Annotated in this window: 15 protein-coding genes; 8 read left to right on the forward strand and 7 right to left on the reverse strand. The window is 45.5% G+C overall.

From position 1 onward, the window contains the following. Positions 1-434 precede the first annotated feature (434 nt). The 7 genes from malT (at position 435) to sstT (ending at position 9,161) form a co-directional block, all read left to right on the forward strand. Positions 435-3,143, forward strand: coding sequence for an HTH-type transcriptional regulator MalT (malT, locus tag FR741_RS22965; protein WP_104972957.1), 2,709 nt, complete (start codon positions 435-437; stop codon positions 3,141-3,143). A 580-nt stretch (positions 3,144-3,723) separates the two neighbouring features. Continuing rightward, a complete protein-coding gene (locus tag FR741_RS22970) occupies positions 3,724-4,641 on the forward strand; it encodes a DUF368 domain-containing protein (RefSeq protein ID WP_041853110.1) in 918 nt (305 codons plus the stop codon). Positions 4,642-4,892: 251 nt separating this feature from the next. Then, positions 4,893-5,318 carry a hypothetical protein gene (locus FR741_RS22975; protein WP_167427800.1) on the forward strand — a complete coding sequence of 142 codons (426 nt, stop codon included), beginning with the start codon at positions 4,893-4,895 and terminating at the stop codon, positions 5,316-5,318. A gap of 9 nt (positions 5,319-5,327) precedes the next feature. Further along, entirely contained in the window at positions 5,328-5,942 is a 615-nt protein-coding gene (locus FR741_RS22980; protein ID WP_006740812.1) for an SCO family protein, read from the forward strand. After that, positions 5,932-6,240, forward strand: coding sequence for a PTS transporter subunit EIIB (locus FR741_RS22985; RefSeq protein WP_005396768.1), 309 nt, complete (start codon positions 5,932-5,934; stop codon positions 6,238-6,240). Before FR741_RS22980 ends, FR741_RS22985 begins: the two co-directional genes overlap by 11 nt. A gap of 269 nt (positions 6,241-6,509) precedes the next feature. After that, the gene (rsgA, locus tag FR741_RS22990; RefSeq protein WP_167427801.1) at positions 6,510-7,586 is read left to right on the forward strand and encodes a ribosome small subunit-dependent GTPase A; all 1,077 of its coding nucleotides are present in this window, start codon (positions 6,510-6,512) and stop codon (positions 7,584-7,586) included. Positions 7,587-7,943: 357 nt separating this feature from the next. Continuing rightward, the gene (gene sstT, locus FR741_RS22995) at positions 7,944-9,161 is read left to right on the forward strand and encodes a serine/threonine transporter SstT (protein ID WP_005396770.1); all 1,218 of its coding nucleotides are present in this window, start codon (positions 7,944-7,946) and stop codon (positions 9,159-9,161) included. Between the two features lie 72 nt (positions 9,162-9,233). On the opposite strand, the gene pdxY is transcribed toward sstT, so the two are convergent. From pdxY to FR741_RS23025, 6 genes are all read right to left on the reverse strand, one after another. Next, positions 9,234-10,103, reverse strand: a complete 870-nt coding sequence (gene pdxY / locus FR741_RS23000) for a pyridoxal kinase PdxY (protein WP_167427802.1) — start codon at positions 10,101-10,103, stop codon at positions 9,234-9,236. A 101-nt stretch (positions 10,104-10,204) separates the two neighbouring features. Beyond that, entirely contained in the window at positions 10,205-10,393 is a 189-nt protein-coding gene (locus FR741_RS23005; RefSeq protein ID WP_005396772.1) for an AbrB/MazE/SpoVT family DNA-binding domain-containing protein, read from the reverse strand. A gap of 144 nt (positions 10,394-10,537) precedes the next feature. Beyond that, positions 10,538-11,848: a putrescine-ornithine antiporter gene (gene potE / locus FR741_RS23010; protein WP_005396773.1), complete on the reverse strand. Its 1,311-nt coding sequence runs from the start codon at positions 11,846-11,848 to the stop codon at positions 10,538-10,540. A gap of 61 nt (positions 11,849-11,909) precedes the next feature. Beyond that, on the reverse strand, positions 11,910-14,090 hold the full coding sequence (gene speF / locus FR741_RS23015; RefSeq protein ID WP_069528156.1) for an ornithine decarboxylase SpeF: 2,181 nt from the start codon (positions 14,088-14,090) through the stop codon (positions 11,910-11,912). A 408-nt stretch (positions 14,091-14,498) separates the two neighbouring features. Then, on the reverse strand, positions 14,499-14,945 hold the full coding sequence (locus FR741_RS23020) for a helix-turn-helix domain-containing protein (RefSeq protein WP_031780583.1): 447 nt from the start codon (positions 14,943-14,945) through the stop codon (positions 14,499-14,501). A gap of 540 nt (positions 14,946-15,485) precedes the next feature. Beyond that, positions 15,486-16,682: a tetratricopeptide repeat protein gene (locus FR741_RS23025; RefSeq protein ID WP_046875696.1), complete on the reverse strand. Its 1,197-nt coding sequence runs from the start codon at positions 16,680-16,682 to the stop codon at positions 15,486-15,488. 546 nt (positions 16,683-17,228) lie between these two features. Between FR741_RS23025 and pulA the strand changes: the two genes are divergently transcribed. Further along, on the forward strand, positions 17,229-21,218 hold the full coding sequence (gene pulA, locus FR741_RS23030) for a pullulanase-type alpha-1,6-glucosidase (RefSeq protein ID WP_167427803.1): 3,990 nt from the start codon (positions 17,229-17,231) through the stop codon (positions 21,216-21,218). Between the two features lie 99 nt (positions 21,219-21,317). Here pulA and FR741_RS23035 read toward each other — a convergent pair whose 3' ends face one another. After that, positions 21,318-22,934: an endonuclease gene (locus FR741_RS23035; protein ID WP_167427804.1), complete on the reverse strand. Its 1,617-nt coding sequence runs from the start codon at positions 22,932-22,934 to the stop codon at positions 21,318-21,320. Positions 22,935-23,038 lie beyond the last annotated feature (104 nt).

Consider the following 23,038-nt stretch of genomic DNA (forward strand, 5'->3'; position numbering starts at 1 on the left):
ATTTTTCATAATCGATGTGCAACGAGATCTTAATACACTCGACACAAAAGATATTTAAGTGACAAGAATCACAAATAAAGGGCGTAGTTGATGGTAAATCCATCAACCCTTGAGAATTAGGAAGTGGATCAAAGTAACGGACATTTCTGATGTCGTACCATCCCACACGGCTCACAGGATTGTACGCTTTTTATACAAACTAGAATTAGGCGGTGTGAGTTATTTCTAGTTTTCGCTAGCTTTTATATCTAAGTGACCGTATGGAATGGTTTTTCAGACGGATGCAAGCCCCAACAAGAGGCGACATTAACCGGCATTCAAGCAGTTTTTGATGCTGATGACATCATTCAGTAAGACGAAGCTTTCGAGGGGGCCTTACTGAAATGATCACGTCGCAATCACTTGGGTATACATAAATAAGGACATAATTACTAATGTGGATTCCATCTAAGCTTACTCGACCAGGACGCCTGCACAATGCCATCGTGCGCCCACGAGTGTTGGACTTACTACAGCAAGCGCCTTACTACAAATTGGTTTTATTCCGCTCCCCAGCAGGTTACGGAAAAACCACCATGGCAGCACAGTGGCTATCCGATAAACCAAACGTCGGCTGGTACAGCATTGATGACAGCGATAACGACGGCTTTCGCTTTGTAAATTACCTGCTTCAAGCATTAAACAAAGCCACCAACTTCAGTTGCTCTAACGCACAAAAACTGGCGGAAAAACGCCAGATCTCTTCTCTACGTTCTTTATTCAGCGAAGTGTTCGCGGAAATGGCTGATTTTCATCAAGAGTGCTACGTGGTGCTAGATGACTATCACTTGATCACCAACGATGAAATTCATGAATCCATGCGTTTCTTCTTAAAACACATGCCAGACAACCTCACCGTTGTGGTAACAAGTCGTGCAGCGCCGCCTCTGGGTACTGCAAACTTACGTGTTCGTGATTTAATGATCGAAATAGGCAACGAGATGTTGGCGTTCGATACCGAAGAAACGACTCGCTTCTTTAATCAGCGTATTGCCGATGGCATCGACGAAGACATGGCAAACAACCTCAGAACCTATGTGGAAGGTTGGCCATCGGCGATGCAGTTGATCGCGTTACAAGCGCAGCATCAAAACCGCACATTGGCGCAAACCGTAGAGTCAGTATCACAGTTCAATCACGCGCATTTGTGGGATTATCTGGTCGAAGAAGTATTTGACCTACTCGATCACGAAACTCGTCATTTCTTGATGCAAGTTTCCGTGCTTGACCACTTCAATGATGAGTTGGTGTTTGCCCTCACCCAACGCGAAGATGCGCTTGGTTTGATCGAATCATTAAACCGCTACGGCTTATTCATCTACCCACTCGAAGGGGAGCAAAACTGGTTCCGATTCCATAACTTATTTGGCGAGTTTTTGTCTCATGAGCGCCAAGCGCGTATTCCTCAGCAAGAAAAAGATCTTCACCGCAATGCAGCTGTTGCCTGGTTACAACAAAAAGCACCGCACCAAGCGATTCACCATGCACAAAAGTCGAACGATAAAGACTTGGTGGTAGAAATTCTAAACGAATTCGGCTGGAAGATGTTTAACCAAGGCGAGCTCAGCACACTGGAAAGCTCAATTAATAAGTTGGATGCTGAGCTTCTGTTCAGCCACCCAAAACTTACGATGCTCCGAGCTTGGTTGGCTCAAAGTCAGCATCGTTATAACCAAGTAGGCCACCTGCTTGAAGAAGCGGAAGAGGAGCATAAAAAGCGTAACATTGAGTTAGATATTCATTATCAAGGTCAAGCAAACGCGCTACTTGCTCAAGTGGCTATCAACAGCAACCAGCCAGAGAAAGCACTCGAATTAGCGGAGCTAGCACTTAGCCAACTTGATAACACGATTTATCGTAGCCGCATTGTGGCGACTTCGGTTGTTGGCGAAGTCAACCACGTACTAGGTAAACTCGACCGCGCGTTACCAATGATGCAACAAACCGAGAAGCTGGCTCGTCAGTACCAAGTTTACCACCAAGCGTTATGGGCGATTTTACAACAAAGCGAGATTTTGATTGCGCAAGGTTACGTACAAGCCGCCTTTGAGCTGCAAGATTCCGCATTCCGTTTGATTGAAGATCAGCAACTTCAACATGTTCCTCTGCACGAGTTTTTGCTGCGTATTCGTGCGCAAGTGCTTTGGTGCTGGAACCGACTTGATGAAGCAGAGGAATGTGCCTACCGAGGTCTACAAATTCTCGAAAACCATTCGCCAAGTAAGCACTTACACAGCTACTCGATGCTGGCGCGTATTGCGGTTGGCCGTGGCGAGCTAGACAAAGCTGGTAAATTCATTGAGCATATCCAACACTTGATGAAACAGTCAACTTACCACGTAGATTGGACAGCAAACGCTTCACTATCGTTGATCCTGTTTTGGCAAGCGCGCGGGAATACCGATGCAATGCAAGAATGGCTCAACACTGCGGTTCGTCCTGAATCGGCATGCAACCACTTTTCACAATTGCAATGGCGTAACATTGCACGCGCACACATCAACTTAGGTCAATATACCGAAGCGCGCACAGCATTGGATTTCCTCCAAAGTGAAGCTCGTCGAACCAACCTGATCACAGATACTAATCGCAACTTAGTGGTCGAAGCGGTGTTTGCTGCTCGCCAAAAAGACGAAGAGCAAGCAAAAGCATTGCTAAAAGAAGCGTTAGTGATGACAAACCAGACGGGGATGGTAGGTAATTTCCTCATTGATGGCGCCACCATTGGCGGACTACTGGAGAAGTTAAGCCTCCGCCATGAGTTAGGCGATCTAGAACGTCACCGCGCTCAACAATTGATGAAGGATATTTCCTCCAATCAGCGCAGCCGCTCTATTCACTTTGATGAAGACTTCATTGAGAAGCTGGTAAACCACCCTAACGTACCGGAACTGGTTCGCACAAGCCCACTGACTCAACGTGAGTGGCAGGTGCTTGGTTTGATTTATTCTGGTTTCAGTAATGAGCAAATCGCGCAAGAGCTTGATGTGGCAGGCACCACGATTAAAACCCACATTCGCAACTTGTACCAAAAGCTCAATATCGCCAATCGTAAAGAAGCCATTGTGACAGCTGAAAATTTACTCCAGTTGATGGGGTACTGATCAGCTCGAGAAAACAGATTAAAACCTAAAGTGAAATACAAGGGGTTGGCGTGATGAGTCAGCCCTTTTTTATGAGTCTAGAACGAGGGAAGTGCAATTTGCAAAGCACGTAAGTAACGTTGTTCATATAAAAAAATAGCCAACCGCAATAATCGCGATTGGCTTATATTTAGTGTGAACAAATTGTATTCACTAACAACGTCAGTTGGCTAGGTGACCCTCGGCTTAAGAAGGGTCGAGCAGTATTATGCATTAATCATGCCAAAATGCAAAGACTTATTTTTGGGCACAGGATCTCATATAAAGTGAATTTGTCTATATAAAATTTAGCAAAACGCAAATTTAATTATCAAATTGCATTTGCATAATGCAACAAACGTAGCCATTGATAGTACAGTTAATCATCTCAATAATGTAAACCAAATATTAAGAGATCGTTGCATTGGAATCACCTCATAACCTGTAACAAAAATAAGCAATTACTTGGATATAAAACCCAGTAGCTACAGCACTATTTCATACTTTTTTCGTCGCAATGTTTGTATACTCTGTGCCATCGAAACGACTTAGCATTAGAGCAATGAACTACTTAATTACTTTCTTCAAAGGAATCGCCATGGGCGCAGCAGATGTTGTTCCTGGCGTATCAGGCGGCACCATCGCGTTTATCACCGGCATTTACGATACGCTGCTTGAGAGCATTCGACGCATTAACCCATCACTTTTCTCTATTTGGCGAAAAAAAGGGGTTAAAGCCGCCTTTAATCACATCAACGGTTTCTTCCTTATCGCTCTGTTTGCCGGTATTTTCACCAGCATTGCTACGCTAGCAAAGTTGATCACTTGGCTTCTTGACACACACCCCATCCCACTTTGGTCATTTTTCTTTGGTCTGATTTTGGTATCGGTCTATCACATTATTCGTCAGGTTGAACAACGTGATCTTATCCGCTTCGTGACTTTACTTGTTGGTGTCGGGTTTGCTTACAGCATCACCGTGCTTAAACCTCTGCACATGGAACCAACGGCCATTAACACATTGTTCGCTGGTGCTATCGCGATTTGCGCGATGATCTTACCGGGCATCTCTGGCAGCTTTATCTTGTTATTGATTGGGATGTATGCGCCAGTATTAGCCGCCGTGAAAGGTTTCCAAGTCGATACATTGGCGCTGTTTTTGTCAGGTTGTGTGATTGGTTTGCTGTCCTTTTCGCATCTATTGTCGTGGTTACTACGCAAGTTCCGCGATTTCACTCTGATGTTTTTGACAGGCTTAATGATTGGTACGTTACCAAAAATTTGGCCTTGGAAAGAAACCATCACTTGGCGTACCAATTCCAAGGGTGAGCAAGTGCCCTTGCTACAACACAACCTATCACCATTTGAATTTGAACACGTGACATCACAACCTTCTCAGTTAGTGCTTGCCGTTGTGATGATGCTTGCTGCCATTGCGCTGGTTTTGAGTCTCGAAAAATTTGCAGATTCAGACAAGTAACTGCGGTATCAAATCAATACGGAATCAACAAACAAGAACGGAGCCAATTGGCTTCGTTCTTGTTTGTTGGCAAAGAGAAAATCATCGCAATTGAAAATCTTTATGGGCTTGATTCAACAACCCCTACACCGCGCGGTTATTTTGATCTCTGTCATCGAGGCACAACGCACAATTTATCTAGGCCACGAGTTGGCGAATGACGCTTCTGTGCTACGATGCAGGTAATGTTAAGTGATAAATGCTGAACCTTAATGAAAGTGTTACAAATCGCCGCTGTTTCAGCCGCACTGATTGCGGGATTTTATGCCCCGACTTTACTAAAAAGCTTTTCTTCATCCACTCCGATCAAACCGATAGATGAGTATTGCTTTCTCTCTACTGCCTCGTGCGTTCAAGAGAATGTTACGATGACGCTCAACGCAGATACTGCTCAACCCTTGGTCCCTACAACTCTGAATGTTGAGTGGCGCACAAGCGATGCTGAGCAACTAGTCCTAAGCCTTTCAGGAAGAGAAATGGAGATGGGAGAACCCAAGTTTTTACTGAAGCAAGTCGCTCCCGGTCGATATCAAGGTGACATTATTCTGCCGGTTTGCACTCAAGACGCCATGACCTGGGTTGGTGAACTCAGTGATGGAGAGAGTACCGTTTACCCTGCTATAAAAATGCAAAGATAAGGAATCGTTATGAGCCGCAATTGGTCCCTATTTCTCGTAGTTGCTTTCGCCCTCGGGTTTGGCGTAAAAAGCTATTTAGATAATCAGAAAACGAAGCCAGAGCAAGTGGATAGTTCCACCTCTCAACAAACGGTATTGTTTGGGGAAAATAACCAAGCCGTCAATATCTTCGATGTGAATGACCCTCGCATTCGAGTCGTCTATTTTGGCTTTACTCGCTGCCCAGATGTTTGCCCAACTTCGCTTGCTATGCTGGCAGGAGCCCTAAATCAGATCGATGAAGCGCAAAAAGCGCAACTGCGCCCAATGTTCATTTCTTTAGATCCAGAGCGTGATGAGGCCGATGCCTCGGCGAAATATGCCCATTACTTCCATCCAATGATTGAAGGCCTATCGGCACCGCTTGATGTAACCACACCTTTGGCACACAACTATGGTGTTATTTTCCGCAAAACCGAATTGGAAGGCTCGGAGCTCAAATACACGCTTGATCACAGCTCTTACTTTTACTTCTTGAAGCCGGATGGCACGTTAATCACCAAGGTACCGCATACACTCTCGCCGGCACCGATTGTTGAAGCCATTTCAAAACTGACAACTGAAGGCTCCTCAAATGACAGTTAAGTCATTGCTGAAACAGTTTTTCAGTTTCCTAACTCAAACCAACCCCAATGTCGAACAAGACGTCGATACGATCATTGACGCCATTGGGGGGATAGAAAACCTGCTAGAAACTGGGGCATGCGCGACTCGGCTGCGTCTTACCCTTAGAACGACGTCCATCATCGATAAAAATGCACTCAAAAATCATGGCGCACATGGCGTCGTGATATTGGATGAGCGTCATGTCCAAATCATATACGGCTTAAAAGCCAACACGTATTCGCAGATAATGGAAGAGCGCATCAACAAACAAAGCTAATATTTTCGCAGTATAGCTACCCTCTAAGAAAAAGGGCGGCTATACTCTCTTGGCTTAATTAATTCACTTATTTATTAACCAACGAAGAGGACACATGATGATTGTATTGAATAACACTAACTGGGCATCGCAAGGGTAACCGCACCAATTACGTGGCATAGCCACAACTCCCCTTCTCTGCCCGGTCTTCACCGGGGTCAACTCTATCCGAATTAGACCCTAATGCGATTTGTATTAAGGCGCTTTTTTGCGTCTGGGATAATTCAACAATGAATCAAACACATACTTTTTGTGACACATTAATTTCAACTTCAAACCCACTAAAACGATTGGGTTGGAAACCATTTTTTCCGCAACAACTGACACTAGACGATTACGACGACACTATCTTTGCACGTGTGATTGCGCATCACCGAAGTGGTTACCTATTGGCGACAGAAACGGGGCAAGTCCACCTCAATGCCCACCACTCTCTACCCAATATGACCGTCGGAGACTGGGTTATCTTAAATGACGATCAGCAATTTGTTCGCTTACTGGATCGCTTGAGCCTCTTTAGCCGCAAAGCAGCGGGCAGCAAAGTGGCAGAGCAACTCATCGCCGCAAATGTGGATACCGTTTTTATCGTCTGTTCCCTTAACGACGACTTCAATTTAAGTCGTATTGAACGCTATCTCGCCTTGGCTCATGAAGCCGAAGTCGAACCCGTCATCGTCCTTTCCAAAGCCGATTTGTGTGACGACGTCAATGAACTCAAAAGCCAAGTACAGAAGCTAGACCCTCTGCTAGTCATTGAGACGGTCAACGGCTTAGATGCAGAAAGTACTTCTAAGCTCATGAGTTGGTGTAATGAGGGGCAAACCGTCGCTTTTATCGGTTCTTCAGGCGTTGGCAAATCAACTCTTGTGAATGCATTACTCGGGCAGCAAGAACAGGCGACTGGGCATATTCGTGAAGACGATAGCAAAGGGCGACATACAACCACATCTCGCTCTATCCATCTATTACCTGATGGCGGCATCTTGATTGATACTCCGGGAATGCGCGAGCTTCAACTAGCAGACTGCGAAGTGGGCGTCAGTGAGGCATTTTCTGACATTGAGGTTCTCGCTCAGCGTTGTCGCTTTGGTGATTGCCAGCATCAAACTGAGCCGGGTTGCGCAGTTCAAGCTGCGATTGAAAATGGCAAACTGGAGGTTCGTCGTTTCAATAACTATCAAAAACTATTGCGAGAACAAGCCTTTAACGGCGCGACTTTGGCAGAACAACGAGCTCAAAGTCGACAGTTCGGGAAACTCACTCGAAATGCCATGAGTGATAAGCGCAGGCGCCAACAAAGTTATTGATTTGTTACGTTTGAGTTGTCAATAAAATCAAAGGAGACGAAAGTCTCCTTTTTAACAACTTTATTAAAAACCATTACTCATAACTAATGATAATTTTCAACATAAAAATCTTATTTAAATAACATTGAGCAAACATTTAATCCAAAAACAAACTAAAACTAGACACAAAATATTACCAAGCTAAGATATGTGATATTCAGCAAGAAAATGGCTGAATTTATAAAAACAGGATAATTGATAATCATGTGTCTTAGTGACCAGAAGCAATGCTCACCCCTTGCAATACAAGGGCATTATCGCCGTGTAATGATGGACTATTGCCCTGCTCGCTCTGGCATAAAATTGCAGGAATGATGTATGCAACACAACAGCCTCGTTGCCCGATTTGCTCGTGGTAACCTCGTCGTCCAGATCCTTGTCGGTATTGTCTTTGGTATTTTGCTCGCCACAATTTCCCCAAGCCATGCCGAAAGTGCAGGATTAATTGGTAGCCTTTTTGTTGGTGCTCTTAAAGCGATCGCGCCAATCCTTGTGTTTATTTTGGTTGCCGCTTCAATTGCGAACCAAAAGAAAAACCAGCACACGTACATGCGTCCAATCGTTGTACTGTACCTGATGGGTACGTTCTTCGCGGCGCTATCAGCAGTGGTTCTAAGCTTCCTTTTCCCGACCAATTTAACGCTTGTCACCGGCGCTGAAGGTGCAACGCCGCCTCAAGGTATTGCTGAAATTCTACGCACACTGTTGTTTAAACTGGTCGACAACCCAGTAAATGCACTAGTAGAAGCAAACTACATTGGCATTCTTGCTTGGGGTGTGGGTCTGGGTCTTGCGCTACACCACGCATCTGCAACAACGAAAGCCGTGTTTGAAGATCTCAGCCACAGCGTGTCTCACATTGTTCGCTTTATCATTCGTCTTGCACCATTTGGTATCTTTGGTCTGGTTGCTTCAACGTTCGCAACAACAGGCTTTAGCGCACTAGCAAGCTACGCACACCTTCTGGCGGTTCTTCTTGGCGCAATGATGATCATCGCACTCGTTGTAAACCCGGCGATCGTGTTCGTTAAAACTAAGCAAAACCCTTACCCACTTGTATTCCGTTGCCTACGTGAAAGTGGTGTAACCGCGTTCTTCACTCGTTCAAGTGCGGCGAATATCCCAGTAAACATGGCATTATGTGAGAAGCTAAAACTGGACGAAGATACGTACTCAGTATCTATCCCACTAGGTGCGACCATTAACATGGCTGGTGCTGCAATCACTATCACAACGCTAACGCTTGCAGCTGTGCACACTATGGGTATTGAAGTTGATCTACTGACTGCGCTACTGCTCAGTATTGTGGCTGCGGTTTCTGCATGTGGCGCATCAGGTGTTGCAGGTGGCTCGCTACTACTTATCCCACTTGCGTGTGGTCTGTTTGGTATCTCAAACGACGTAGCAATGCAGGTTGTAGCGGTTGGCTTCATCATCGGCGTGATTCAAGACTCTGCTGAAACTGCACTAAACAGTTCAACAGACGTTGTCTTCACAGCAGCAGTTTGTAAATCAGAACAGCAAAAAGCTCAGTAAGACTGACAGAATAAATAGAAAGGGGAGCCGATGATGGCTCCCCTTTTTTATATACTAATTATTTGCGCTCAATTACGCGGTGGCCAGAGCCACCTCTTCAATTGAGAAATGCTTACTTGGCTCAACAAACTCTTGCTGTGCCGCGATAGTTTGCAGCTCCCACTCCCCTGCATGGTAAGTGGCGCTTAATACCCCGTAGCACGCGTCATGGCAGTGTTGGAAAGCTTGCTTAGGAGACCACCCCTTCAATAATCCAGCGGTGAAGATAGCCGAGATAAGATCACCCACACCCACAGGCTGTTTGGCAAACTCAAACTGAGGACGCTTCGCTAAGTAAATGCCTTCTTGCGTTGCCAGTAACATGTTGAAGCTGCCATTCTCTAGGCAGTAAAGGTGCTTCACTAGCACTATTTTTGGACCTTTCGCTAGTGCACGTTGGCATGCGGTGATCGCATCGTCTAGTGAGTGGATTTCCATCTCTGAAAATTGGCTTAGCTCGAACTGGTTAGGCACGATCACGTCCGCCATTGGCATCAAACGAGTCAGAAGATTTTCAGCAATACCCGGAGCTACAATGCAGCCTTTGTCTGGCGCGCCCATCACAGGGTCGCAAACATAAAGTGCCTTCGGGTTCGCTTGCTTCACCTTCGTCACGGTTTCTTCAACAGCAAGGCACTGCTCTGCGCTGCCTTGGTAGCCCGTCAACACCGCTTGGCACTTTTCCAATGCACCGATGTTACTAAGACCACGAACTAACTCGCTGATGTCTTCAGCCGCAAACGCTCGCCCAGTCCAGCCTTCTTGATACTGCGTGTGGTTAGAAAATTGAACGGTATGAATCGGCCATACTTCGAAGCCCATGCGTTGCATTGGGAAAACGGCACTGCTGTTACCAGCATGACCAAAAGAAACATGAGATTGTATAGAGAGGATACCTTGCATAGTACCTTACCTCTTATTGTTGTTATCGATAGTTCAAAGACAGCGGCAAGCGCCAGTTTTGCGAAACCAGTAGTGTATCCGACAAACCAAGATTCTCTAACTCAATTCTCGTTAACTTCTTCAGAGTAAGTTGGAGCGCTGGTTTTCAACACCATCTTCTTGATTTCCATTTTGTCTTTATTCAGTGCGATTTCTAGGGTATCTCCTTCCCTTATCCCGAGTTGAGTCAGGATTACGCTTGGAATGACTACGGCGGTATCGTCACCGATTTTAACAGGTTGACTTATCATCTTTCGTCCTCCAAATGTCGAAAATGAGTTTTCACATCATTGGATATTTATTCCCAAGAGCCTTGTTCTGACTTGGGCTTGGCATAAGCGCCTAAAAACAAAGAGCCTTCCACACCGCGTTTGGGAAGGCTCTTTCATTATTTTTTAATTTGCTAAAGGCTCATGCTTGGCAGCAATCAGACCGTAAGCACTCCAGCCTAGGAAGGTGACGATTGAGCCCCACATCATCGCTTCGTAGCCAGAACCATATAGCGCGTAGAAGCTGTATAGGGAACCAATCAGAGCGATAATGTTGGTGGTTTTCATCTCGCGCTCTGGCACGTGCGCCACTTGCTGCATGATGAAAATTGCGCCCATACATAGGATGTAAGGAATAACGTTCGTTACTACCGCTAGGTTAACCAGCGCTTCGAACTGCTCGTTCAGCGTTGGAGAAATAGTCATTAAAGACAGCACCGATTGGATAACCGTGATGGCCACCATACCTTTGATTGGCGTACCACGTTTGTCCACTTGAGAGAACAATTTAGGGAAGAAGCCCGCATCAGAAGATGATTTGAACACTGACGCGATAGTGAACTGCCAACCTAATAGAGAACCCGCACAAGCCAATACCGCCATACCAGCAACCGCTTTACCTGCTGCTGAGCCAAGCATCACAGACCATACGGTTGAGAATGGCGCGGTAGAAGCGGCAAGCTCAGAGTTTGCAACGATACCAGAACAGATGTTTGTCGATACAATGTAAACCACCGCAGCAATCAACGTACCGCCCAATACTGCGATTGGTACGTTCTTCTCTGGGTTTTCTACTGCTTCAGAGTTCGCACAAGCTGATTCAAGACCAAGAAACGCCCATAGTGTCATGGCAATAGAAGCGCTCACAGCTTCACCAAATGGCAGGTGGTGTGGGTTCCAAGCTTCGATGTACATGGTTGGGTTAAACCAGAACCAACCAACAATACCTAGCGAACATACCGGTAGGATCACACCCCATACCGTGAAGGTACCGATTTGACCTGTGATTTTCGCACCACCGAAGTTAGCGAAAGTACAAATCCAAAGAATGGCGATGGTGTACAAACAGGTTTCGACCGGAGATAGGGTCACTTCAAAAAATGCGGAGCCGTAACCCACACAGGTAATCGCGATCGCAATATTCGCAATAAGGAGCGACAAACCGTAAGTCCAGCCCGCCATAAACGCACCCGATTTACCGAATGCGTAAGACGCGTAACCGTTCATACCGCCATCACGTTTACTAAAGCGACCACATTTTGCAAACACATAAGCCAACGCCAAAGAGCCCGCTGCCGTGATCAACCAAGACAACACAGAAATGGTGCCCACTTGCGCCAGTTTACTTGGCAGCATGATGATACCGGAGCCAGCCATGTTGATGAACGTCAGAATGGTTAACTGCACCACCGACATTTTTTTAGTTTCAGTACTCATAAATTATTCTCCACGAATAAGCGGTTCGCACCGACGCCAGAGCGTGGTGCGAACGGGTAGATTAATCTTTTAGGACATAGCAATGTGCGGTAGTGCGACCGTCGACATCTTCAAGGTACACACCTTGAATTTCTGGCGCGAAGCCTGGGAATCGGTTGATGCCTTCTTCTAGAGATAAGAAGTAATCCACCACCTGTTGGGTCCAGATTTCACCAGTGATCACACAGATAATGCCTGGAGGGTAAGGCAGCGCACCTTCGGCGGCTACGCGGCCGACGGCCTCTTTAAGTGGTAAGTAATCGCATTCACCGCGGAAGTATTTGCGTGTTGCCACGTCTGGTTTGTGAACCATTTGTGGGAAGTATTCACTGCGGAACATCGCTTTTTGTAGCTGTTTCACGTTCAGCTCTTTGTACATGTCATGCATTTCCTGACATAGCTGACGGATGGTGTAACCACGGTAGCGCTCTTTGTTCGCTTCGTAGACGCCTGGTAGCACGATACTGAGAGGTGCATCATCACGAATGAATTTTTCAAATCGGTTGATTTGCGCGACAAGGTGACGGATCTTACCCATATCTTCGGCTGGAGTGAGTAGGAACAAGATGGAGTTCAAGTCACACTTCTCAGGGATGATGCCGTTTTCGCGAAGGAAGTTCGCCAATAGCGTTGCCGGAATACCGAAATCTGCGTAGCTGCCGTCTTCGGCAATGCCTGCCGTGGTTAGCAACAATTTACATGGGTCAACAAAGTATTGACCTTCGCCATAACCTTCAAACTTGTGCCAGTTTGCATCTGGCTCGAACATGAAGAACTTCTTGTTGGTCGCGATCACATCCGTGTCGTAACTGCCCCAAGGTTGACCTTCAATTTCATTTGGAATGAACGGACGAATTAACTCACAACTTTTGAGAATTTCTTTACGCGCTTCGATACCTGTCTTAACCGCGTCGCTCCATAAACGTAAGCCTGCTTCACCATCGTGGATCTTCGCGTTCACATCCAATGCAGCAAACAACGCATAGAAAGGAGATGTCGATGCGTGCATCATAAACGCGTTGTTAAAGCGCTTGTGATTGCAGTAACGAGCTTGGCCTTTGATATGGCGGTCTTTTTTGTGGATTTGCGACGTTTGAGAGAAGCCAGCTTGTTGCTTGTGAACAGACTGAGTCACGATCACACCCGCATCATCTGGTTTCAGATCCAGTAGCAGTGGCGAACAGTCTTTCATCATAGGGATGAACTGCTCATAGCCTACCCATGCCGAGTCAAACAAGATGTAGTCACAAAGGTGGCCAATCTTATCCATGACGTAACGAGCGTTATAAATTGTACCGTCGTAAGTACCCAACTGGATGATGGCCAGGCGGAACGGACGTTCATCTCGTGCACGCTCTGGAGATACTTTCGCGATTTGAGCACGAATGTACTCTTCATCGAAACAATGCTCATCCATACCACCAATGAAGCCCCAAGGGTTACGCGCCGTTTCTAGATAAACCGGCATACCACCCGCTTGGATTAACGCGCCGTGGTGATTCGACTTGTGGTTATTGCGGTCGAACAATACCAAATCACCTTCAGTTACTAGCGCGTTACACACCACTTTATTTGAAGCAGAAGTACCGTTGAGTACGAAGTAAGTTTTGTCAGCGTTAAATACTTTTGCAGCGTGTGCTTGCGCTTGGTGTGCAGAACCTTCGTGGATCAGTAAGTCACCTAAGTCCACGTCCGCGTTACACAAGTCGCTACGGAATAGGTTTTCGCCAAAGAAATCGTAGAATTGTTTACCAGCAGGGTGTTTTTTGAAGAACTGACCACCTTGGTGCCCTGGACAGTCAAACGCCGAGTTACCCATCTCAACGTAGTGCGTTAATTGCTTGAAGAAAGGAGGGAGCAGACGACACTCATATTTAGTCACGGCTTCATTAATTTGACGGCAGTAGTAATCGATAGATTGTCTTTCTAAATCAATAACACCCGTTAACCAAACGTAATCTTCTGCCGAAACTGGAGTTTCATCGGTCACTAAGAAAACAGGAATTCCGTACCCTGTTTCCGAGATCATTCTGTGCAGACCCGCTTTAATGTCTGCTGACGTAATAATAGCCGCACCAACGTCGGTTAATTCAACTTGTTCTAAAGGCAGTAAGTGACGATTAAATTGTTCATCTAAAGATTCAGCTAATAAGCTAAAGTCTTCAGGCATGTAATTACTAACACCTATAATTAAACGTTTCATTTGAAATATCTCTTTTTGTTCTTTAAAAATGACAAGGACAGATATTACAAACGAAATATTTATTTAAAATTCAAATTACAAATTTCGTGATTAAATTTTCATATTTAAAAGACTTATTTTATCGAATTAAAATTTAGAGACTTTCATCACTTTCCAGCTTCTATCTCAATGATATTGAAACGCACCTAAAAGGAAAGAACCTTCAATAATTATGTGACAACGCCCATTATTAAAAAGAAGGTTATTATAAGAAAATAAAGTTTTGAGATTTCCATCACTATATAATAAGTTAAATTATATTATTGCAGTTTAAAACACTCCACTTTTAACCAAATTTAAACACATAATAAAAGAGCCATCAACACATGTATTGATGGCTCTTTACTTTGGATATAAAGAAAAAACAACTTAATTGAATAAATGACTATCTAGCTTGACTCCACCATTCGACCATTGCTGATAACGCTTTACAGACATGCCTGACGAGTACATGGTATGTTTACAATCCATACACTCAACAAAATACAACCCACTCATTCCTGCCATAACGTGCAGCCTTCGGCTATCGCAGCGCTTGCAGGACAGGCGCTTTACTTTGGTGTTGACGTCAATACGCCGAGCAAAGTTTAACGTTTCGTGAGAGCATAAAGCGTCAACTGCACTATCTTTAAAAGGATGCTCACTAAGTAAATAATTAATGGCGTAATCGTACACCGGGGGGATTGAAGATTTTCCACTTTCAATATTACTTATCTTAGCAACGGAAACGCCTAATAAAGAAGCGAACTCAGCCTTACTGTACTCTAAGATAAATCTTGAAGAGATGAATTTATCTGCACTAATGATTCTCAACATACACAAATCTCTAATAGAAATAAAAACAGAGCAAACTAATTCGCTCCATTTCTGCTGAAACATGTAATGAAAAAGTTACTTCCTAGTGTAATTCTGCATATTATCTATGCTATTTTATTTTGTACGTCATCTTGCGCCTAATTAATTATAAAATCAATAATCCATGCCTAAATATAAAAACACAATTTAAGATTTATAATACAATTTTTAATTTACATTATTAGATAAAGTAATGAATACTATTCACCTATTACTCTGGGCATCAAGTATTGCTCTTCAATCATTATTACTATCAATTGAAGAGACTTGATTTGAGCCCAACAGGAGAAGTAGATAAAGAGGGAAATCCCTCTATTTGAAGATAAACATATCCCATCTTAGCGAAGCACTAAAAATGTGTTGAAAAATCGAACAAATAGTATGCAGTCCAGTAAATGAATCGCTTAGATAAGTTTACAGTCTGTAATTGTGATCGACAGAGATACTGAGACAGAAAGGCAAAAGAAAAGCCTCAATTATGAGGCTTATGGATAAGATAAATTATGGTTGAAGGAAATTCTGCGTGAAATCGAGCGCCTCTTTAGAGAGCTTTTTTTCGGTAGACGATGTGGTTGTCTGCCCTTCCGTCGTTGCTGTGGTCATGTCTGGCTGGAAGTTCGGCGCCGATGCTTCATCCCATGCGTTAGCATCGTCTTTATTTTCGTCACTCAGCACCGCGTTAAGCTCCTCCTCTGCAGGAAAATACGCTTCGCGTTTGTACACCTTGTTCAGCGCCCGAATAATGGAATGCTTTCTTACCATCCCTGACGCCAGCTTTCTTTGCAACGGTTTCGCTATAGATTGCAATCCAACGACGACGTCAACACCAATATTGGTCGCCACTTCGTCACGCAACGTACGCGCTGGCTGATACCCCATATTGGCAGCAAGAAACAGCCAAACATAAGCAATCGCATTGCCTGTTTTACCTTTGTCCTTCCACGCTTCGCCAGCATGATACATCGCCTCGGCGCTGCCACCTTCTGCGGCTCTTTCAAGCCAATAGCAGCCTTTGACCATGCTTTTTTCTGTACCAACACCATTTAGGTAACATAAGCCAACTTGGATCTTTCCGTCCGCACTGTCTTTTTCAGCCGCTTTCATAAACCAATAAAGCGCATCTGCACTGCGTCCTGCACTATTGTCTGGTGAAAGTTGCCATTCACCCATGTAAAGCATGGCATCAATGCAGCCTTCTTCGGCTGCAGTTTCAATCAGTTGGTTACCTTTGGGAATATTTTTTTCCGTTCCGCGGCCAAAAACCAACGCTTTGCCTGTCGCAAATTTCGCTTCGGTATCCCCTTCCATTCCGGCAATGGCGGTACGCCAAAAGTTTGCCTGCTCTTTTAAAATCACATCTTCACGCATGCGCTCACTCAAGCGAACAATACCGTACATTCCCGTCACATTGTCCAACTTAGCGGCTTTATCATACCAATACAGCGCTTGACGAATGTTGTCCTTCTCAGCTTCTTTCGCTAGAAATAAAATGGTGGGGATATGTCCGGTTTCTGCTTTGAACTCACGCTCTTTACGCTCTTGCTCTCGCGCTTTTTGCATCGCCTTTCGATAAGCGGCTTCGCGAGCTTTCCTCTCTGCCTCGAGTCTCTGTTTCCGCATCGACAACGAGATCATCCACACAAATATCAGGACGAGTGAAAGGCCAGTTGCCGCAATGGCAATGCCCATACTACTCATAAATAGCCTCTTTTGGTTTCAGGGCCCAATTCATCTCCCTCTCAGGGAAATCTTAAGATTACGCGCCGACATAACGCCGACTACCTTCATTATATAACGACCACTTAGCGAAAATCTGAAGCTTGCCAAGACTTAATGGCGGTATTTTATGCAATATCACTGCAACTTATTTTTAATTGAAAAATATCACTGTGATTTTTATAGAACTTAGTCACGGTTTTGGGGCTGAGATATTCTCCTCCCCTATCATCCCCCCTTGCTCCTCCTATAAAATTTTACATTTTAATGATGTGCAGAAGCTCTCACTATGCGTCTGTTTTATTATTTAATTTGTGAACAAAATCGACTGTGACAGAAAATTTTCACTTGTAAAAAACTTAACTGCCTGCTCTCACATTTTGCTGATGATTCAGTGTATTAGCATCTAGTTGAACATTTCCTTTTTCGGCATCTGCCTTTCTAGCGTGTGCGAAACCTTCTTGATGACTGAGTCAGCGAAGGCAGCGCGCAGCTCAATATCAATTCAATAACAATGGATTTGTAAACGTGGACAATAAGACATTTAAATTATCAACAATTGCCAAAACCGTACTGCCTTTGATTTCCGTCGCAGTCATCAGCGGTTGTGGTAGTGATAGCACGAACGAAGATACGACGAACCCAGGCTCAGGCTTGTACCCTGCGGGAGAGAACGAGGTCGTCATTTATTACAAACGCGACGTGGCGTCCGCTTCAACGGCCAGCGACTACGAAGGTTGGGGCTTGCACCTGTGGAACGGTGAAGGCTGTACCAGCACAGATTTAGACGCAATGGGCATTCCTGGCACAGGAACGGATTGGTCGGCACCGCATCCATTCGATGGCATCAACGACACCTACGGTGCTTATTACGTACTGAAAGTGAACCCAGATGCCTCTGACCCACACGAATGCATGAACTTCATTCTGCACAAAGGCGATGAGAAAGCATTCGGCAGTGCAAATTCAAAAGTAGAGCTGACGAAAATCGGCGAATCTAAAGGGTTGTTTGGCTTCCACGGCAGCAGTGAGCTTTACTACGAGCCAATCGAAGAACGCCCTGTTGATATTGATGGTCAAAAAGCGCATTGGCTAGATGCCAACACCATCGCGTGGGAAGCGGCGGCCAATGCGGATTCCATGAAGCTGTTCTACAGCCTCAGCAACGACATTAAAATGGATGAAGACAAGCAAATCTCCGGTGGCACGGCGGTTGAGTTGACGAAAGCAGGTGATTTATCTGATGGTCTGAAATCACGCTTCCGTCACCTTGCTAGCCTCCAAGCTGCAGGCATTGATGTCGATGACGCGACCCTACGCACGATCCTGAAGTCACAAATCGTTATGGTAGCTTACAACGCGAATGGTGACGTCATTTCTGCAACTGAAGTGCAAAAGCCGGGCGTTTTGGATGCGGTATTTGCAGATTCCAAGGCAGGTAACGCGATTGGTCAAGAGCTCGGCGCGATTGTGGAAGGCGATGCTGCAACCTTCAAGCTATGGGCGCCAACTGCTCAAGATGTTGATCTGATAATCTACGATGAAAACTTAGCGGAAGAAGCTACCGTTGCAATGACAGAAGATCCAGCAACAGGTATCTGGGCTTCTGAGGCACAAAGTAATGTTGTTAACAAATACTATCGCTACCAAGTTAAGGTGTACCACCCTACAACTGGCGTCGTTGAAACGCGTTTGGTAACAGACCCATATTCAATGAGCTTGTCTAAGAACTCACGATACTCGCAAGTGGTTGATTTAGATGATCCAAGCTTAATGCCTCAAGATTGGAAAAACTACGCACGCCCAACGGTTAAAAAAGACGAAGACCACGTCCTTTACGAGTCACACATTCGTGATTTCAGCTTTAACGACAGCAAAGGCACACCAAGTCTTGATGGCAAATATCTGGCGCTTACAGAACCTGAGCGTGAGTCTGTTTCTCACTTACAAGCCTTAAAAGATGCAGGCCTAACAACGCTGCATATCCTACCAGCATTTGATATTGCAACCGTGGATGAAGACGCCGACAAACGAGTCGATATCACCGACACCGTGGGTAAACTTTGTGGCATCAAGCCAGAAGCGTCCATCTGTGAGACCGAAGACGACGGCAAAGTGATTGAAGAGGTATTAAACAGCTACGACCCAACAACGGGCAAAGCACAAGCGTTGATGAACGATCTTCGCATGCTAGACAGCTTCAACTGGGGTTACGACCCATACCACTACACCGTGCCAGAAGGTAGTTATGCGACCGATCCTAACGGGTCTAAGCGTATTCTTGAGTTCCGCGAAATGGTGCAAGCGACGCATAAAATGGATCTGAAACTGGTCATGGACGTGGTGTACAACCACACGAATGCATCCGGTGTGAACGAAAAATCAGTACTGGATAAAATTGTCCCTGGGTACTACCACCGCCTAAACGTCAACACTGGCGGCGTAGAAAACTCAACCTGTTGTGATAACACTGCAACCGAGAACCTAATGATGGGTAAACTGATGGTTGACTCATTGATGGTGTGGGCGGATGACTATAAAGTCGATGGTTTCCGTTTTGACCTTATGGGCCACCAGCCGAAAGATGTCATGGTTTACGCACTTGAAAAAGTCCGTGAAATTGATCCGAATACTTTATTCTACGGCGAAGGCTGGGACTTCGGTGAAGTCGCGCAAAACGCTCGCTTCGATCAAGCAACACAAGTCAACATGGCGGGGACAGAAATCGGTACTTTCTCTGATCGTCTGCGTGACGCAGTTCGTGGCGGAAGCCCGTTTGATGGAGGTGTAGATTCTGAAGGTAAGCACCCACTTCGCTTCAACCAAGGCTTTGGTAACGCTGCTTACCCGAACGAAGAAACCAAAACTGACGCAGAATCTGTGAATGGCCGTCTACACAACCAAGATCTGGTTCGTCTAGGTATGGCTGGTAACTTAGCTGACTACGTCCTTCTGGATTACAAAGGCGAAACCAAACTTGGTAAAAATGTTGATTACAATGGTGCTCCAGCAGGCTACACAAAAGTGCCATCAGAGAACATTTCCTACGTGTCTAAGCACGATAACCAAACGCTGTGGGACAACAACGCTTACAAGATTGCGACAGGCACTTCATCTGCTGAGCGCGCACGAATGCAGTCTGTATCACTATCAACGGTGATGCTAGGTCAAGGTATTCCGTTCATTCACATGGGTTCTGAGCTATTGCGCTCTAAGTCAATGCAGCGTGACTCGTACGATTCTGGTGACTGGTTCAACCGTGTATTCTTCGATGGAAGCGACAATAACTGGAACGTTGGTCTACCACGTGAAGACAAAGACAGTGCAAACTGGGAGTTGATCAAAACCATCGTCGGTGACAGCACGGCGAAACCAGACTCAACGGACATCGAGCTGACTAAGCAACAATTCCTAGAGCTACTAAAAATCCGCAGTACAAGCGAACTGTTCCGCTTAGACACCGCGCAAGAAGTGATGAATCGTGTTGATTTCCGCAACGTGGGCCAAGACCAAGTAGAAGGCTTGATTGTGATGTCTATCGACGATGGCACATCAGCAGGTGCCGATTTGGATTCGAACTATGATGCAATCGTGGCCGTTGTGAACTCAACATCAACTGAGAAATCTTTCAAAGTTGCTGGCGCAACTGGTTTCGAGCTGCATGAAGTTCAACAAAACTCTGCGGATGACATCGTGAAAGGTGCAAGCTTCGCCAATGAAACGTTCACAGTACCAGCACTGACAACAGCGGTATTCGTACAGCCACAAGACGGCGCGCAAGGTGCAGGCCTACCAGTAAACACGGACAATAAAGACGTATCGAGCATTCCTCCTTACGGCGAAACTGTGGTTTACGTCAAAGGCACCATGAACGAGTGGTCAGATAGCAGTGACTGGGCGATGACCTTTATTGGCAACGGCATGTACTCTGTAACTGGCGTTCTTGAAGCAGGTGAACACGAGTTCAAATTTGCGGACTCAGGATGGGCAAATCCAAACATCGGTTGTGATGCTGCAGATTTGGCTTCTGGCTCACTAGACTTAGGCTCTGCGGGGAACTGTACGTTGTCTGTCGCTGAAACTGGTAAGTACAACTTCACTCTGAACGCGTTACATGTTCAAGATGAAAGCGTAGAAAAACCTGTCGTTTCAGTGACGAAGTCAGCAGATGCACCAACGTTCGGTGAAACAGCACTTTACCTACGTGGCACTATCACCACATGGGATACTCCAGCGCAAGACTCAACTGCGAAGTTCAGCTATGTAGCAAATGACGTTTACTCGCTAGACATTGACCTAGCGGCGGGCAACTACGAGATGAAAGTTGCGAGCGCAGACTGGGCAGCAGACACCAACTTCGGTGGCGAAGGCAGTGTTGAGCTTGGTAAAGCGCTAACGATGGAAGTCGGTGGCGGTAGTGCAAACCTGAAAATTGCGATTGCAGAAGCAGGAAATTACAACTTCCACTTCAACGCGGCTGACAAGTCGGCGCCAATCGTGACGGTAACGAAAAACTAGTTTCATTTAAAAACATCCATAATGAAAAAGGGGAAGCATCACGCTTCCCCTTTGTTTTTTTGGCGTCACTAAATGGTGGATACCAAAATCAAGAAGGTGTTAGTTTCCCCAAATCTGTTCAACAAACTCAGGGTGATCAATGAATGGATTGCGATTGCCCTGAAACTCAAACACTTGTTGATTGCGGTTTTGTTCTTTTTCACTAACCGGATCATTTTTGTGCCAACGTTTCAGCATATTTAACATCCAAGGTTCAAAAACCGTTGAACTTGAACCATCAAGCACAGCATCCGCATTGCTTGAATTGCCTTCCCAGTTACCTACAACATTTTCATAGCGGGTTGCCATGTAGAAATAAGCACGGGCGAAGTCGCCCTTAAACTCATCGATCGGCTCAAACACCGTACCGGAATAACCTAGGCTAGTACTTGCTTGACCAAGTTTAGAACCATTACTAGACACGTACGTCGCGGTGGCAACTTCACCAAATGGCCAGTTACTGCGCTTCGCGTTCACATAGCCATCGGTCGCAAACAAATGATGACCATCGGAGTTCATCGGCTCAACTTTGCCGCCAAACCAGCTTTTCGGGAACGAGTGTTCACGGTTGTAGCAATCCCCTTCTTGGCTATATTGACCACATTGGTCTGTCACTTTCGTGAAGCTGATAGCATCAGTGCCCGCAGGTTTCTCTGAATACATATCGAGAATAGAGCCATCATTTTCGTAATAACGATCAATATCGGCATCTTTTACCAAGGTCCACACCGCAGAATAACCTCGGCTAGTGTGGTTGTTGATGATGTTAAACAGCGCCGTTTTTAGAGCGTAGCCCGTCTTGCCAGACGCCGCTTGGTAGTAACCATCAACCACTGGTGGGGTTGAGGTTGAGTCACCTAACGTAAAGTCGGTGATTTCGCTTTTCGAGAATTCAGCGCCAGAAGCAAGAGTCTTATCTCCCACCTTCAACGCGTAAGACCCCGAACCATTGCCACAGCAAATGCCGTCGCCATAGCTGTCTTGAATCGTAAATTGGTAGTTACCATCGGCTAAACACATGGTCTTTTCAACAGTGGTTGACGACTCATACCCCTGACCAGAGAAAAGCACTTGCGCTTGGCTATTTTTCAACTCCCAGCTAGTTTCTGAGCCATAGTTGTCCGTCGTGAGTGTAAGAAGCACTTCATGATCACTACAACTTTCTACAGGAGGTTGTGTACTTGTCTCGGTCGGTTGAAAATTATCGATGTAGACAACTTCTGAGCCGTCAAAACCGGCCTCATCATAAAAACGCAACCCGACATTGATGGTCTTGTTCAAACTCGCAGTATAGTTATGCGCCAGCTCTTGCCACTGGTTTACCTGCTGCGGATCTGAGTAATTGTGATAACCATCAACCACCAGACGTGCTTTTACATTTCCTTCGGTGTGATAAACCGAGACAGAAAACGGATAGGTTTTCCCTTGCTCCACATTAATGGTTTGCAAAAGGTCAGTGTTGCTTTGGGTACCTGTATTCACGACGACTTGAGCAGCCAGGCCGCCCGATTTGATTTGTTCGCTGCTTGGCGACACCGCGATGCCAGCGTCAATCACTGACCACTGCGTAGGCGCACTGCCATTCCACTGTTCAAAGTCACCATTGAGAATTTGGCTATATGCAAGCGGAGAGCTAATAACAGCAAGAAGACAGAGGGGTTTCGTTATGGATTTCATTATACTTTTCCATTAGTTATGTAAATCCCAAACACGATAAACATATTAGTAAGGCATAAGTAATCCTTCGGTCACACTTTTACGTTGCACAAGTGTTAATTTAC

The organism is Vibrio diabolicus (genome assembly GCF_011801455.1).
Lineage (GTDB): Bacteria > Pseudomonadota > Gammaproteobacteria > Enterobacterales > Vibrionaceae > Vibrio > Vibrio diabolicus.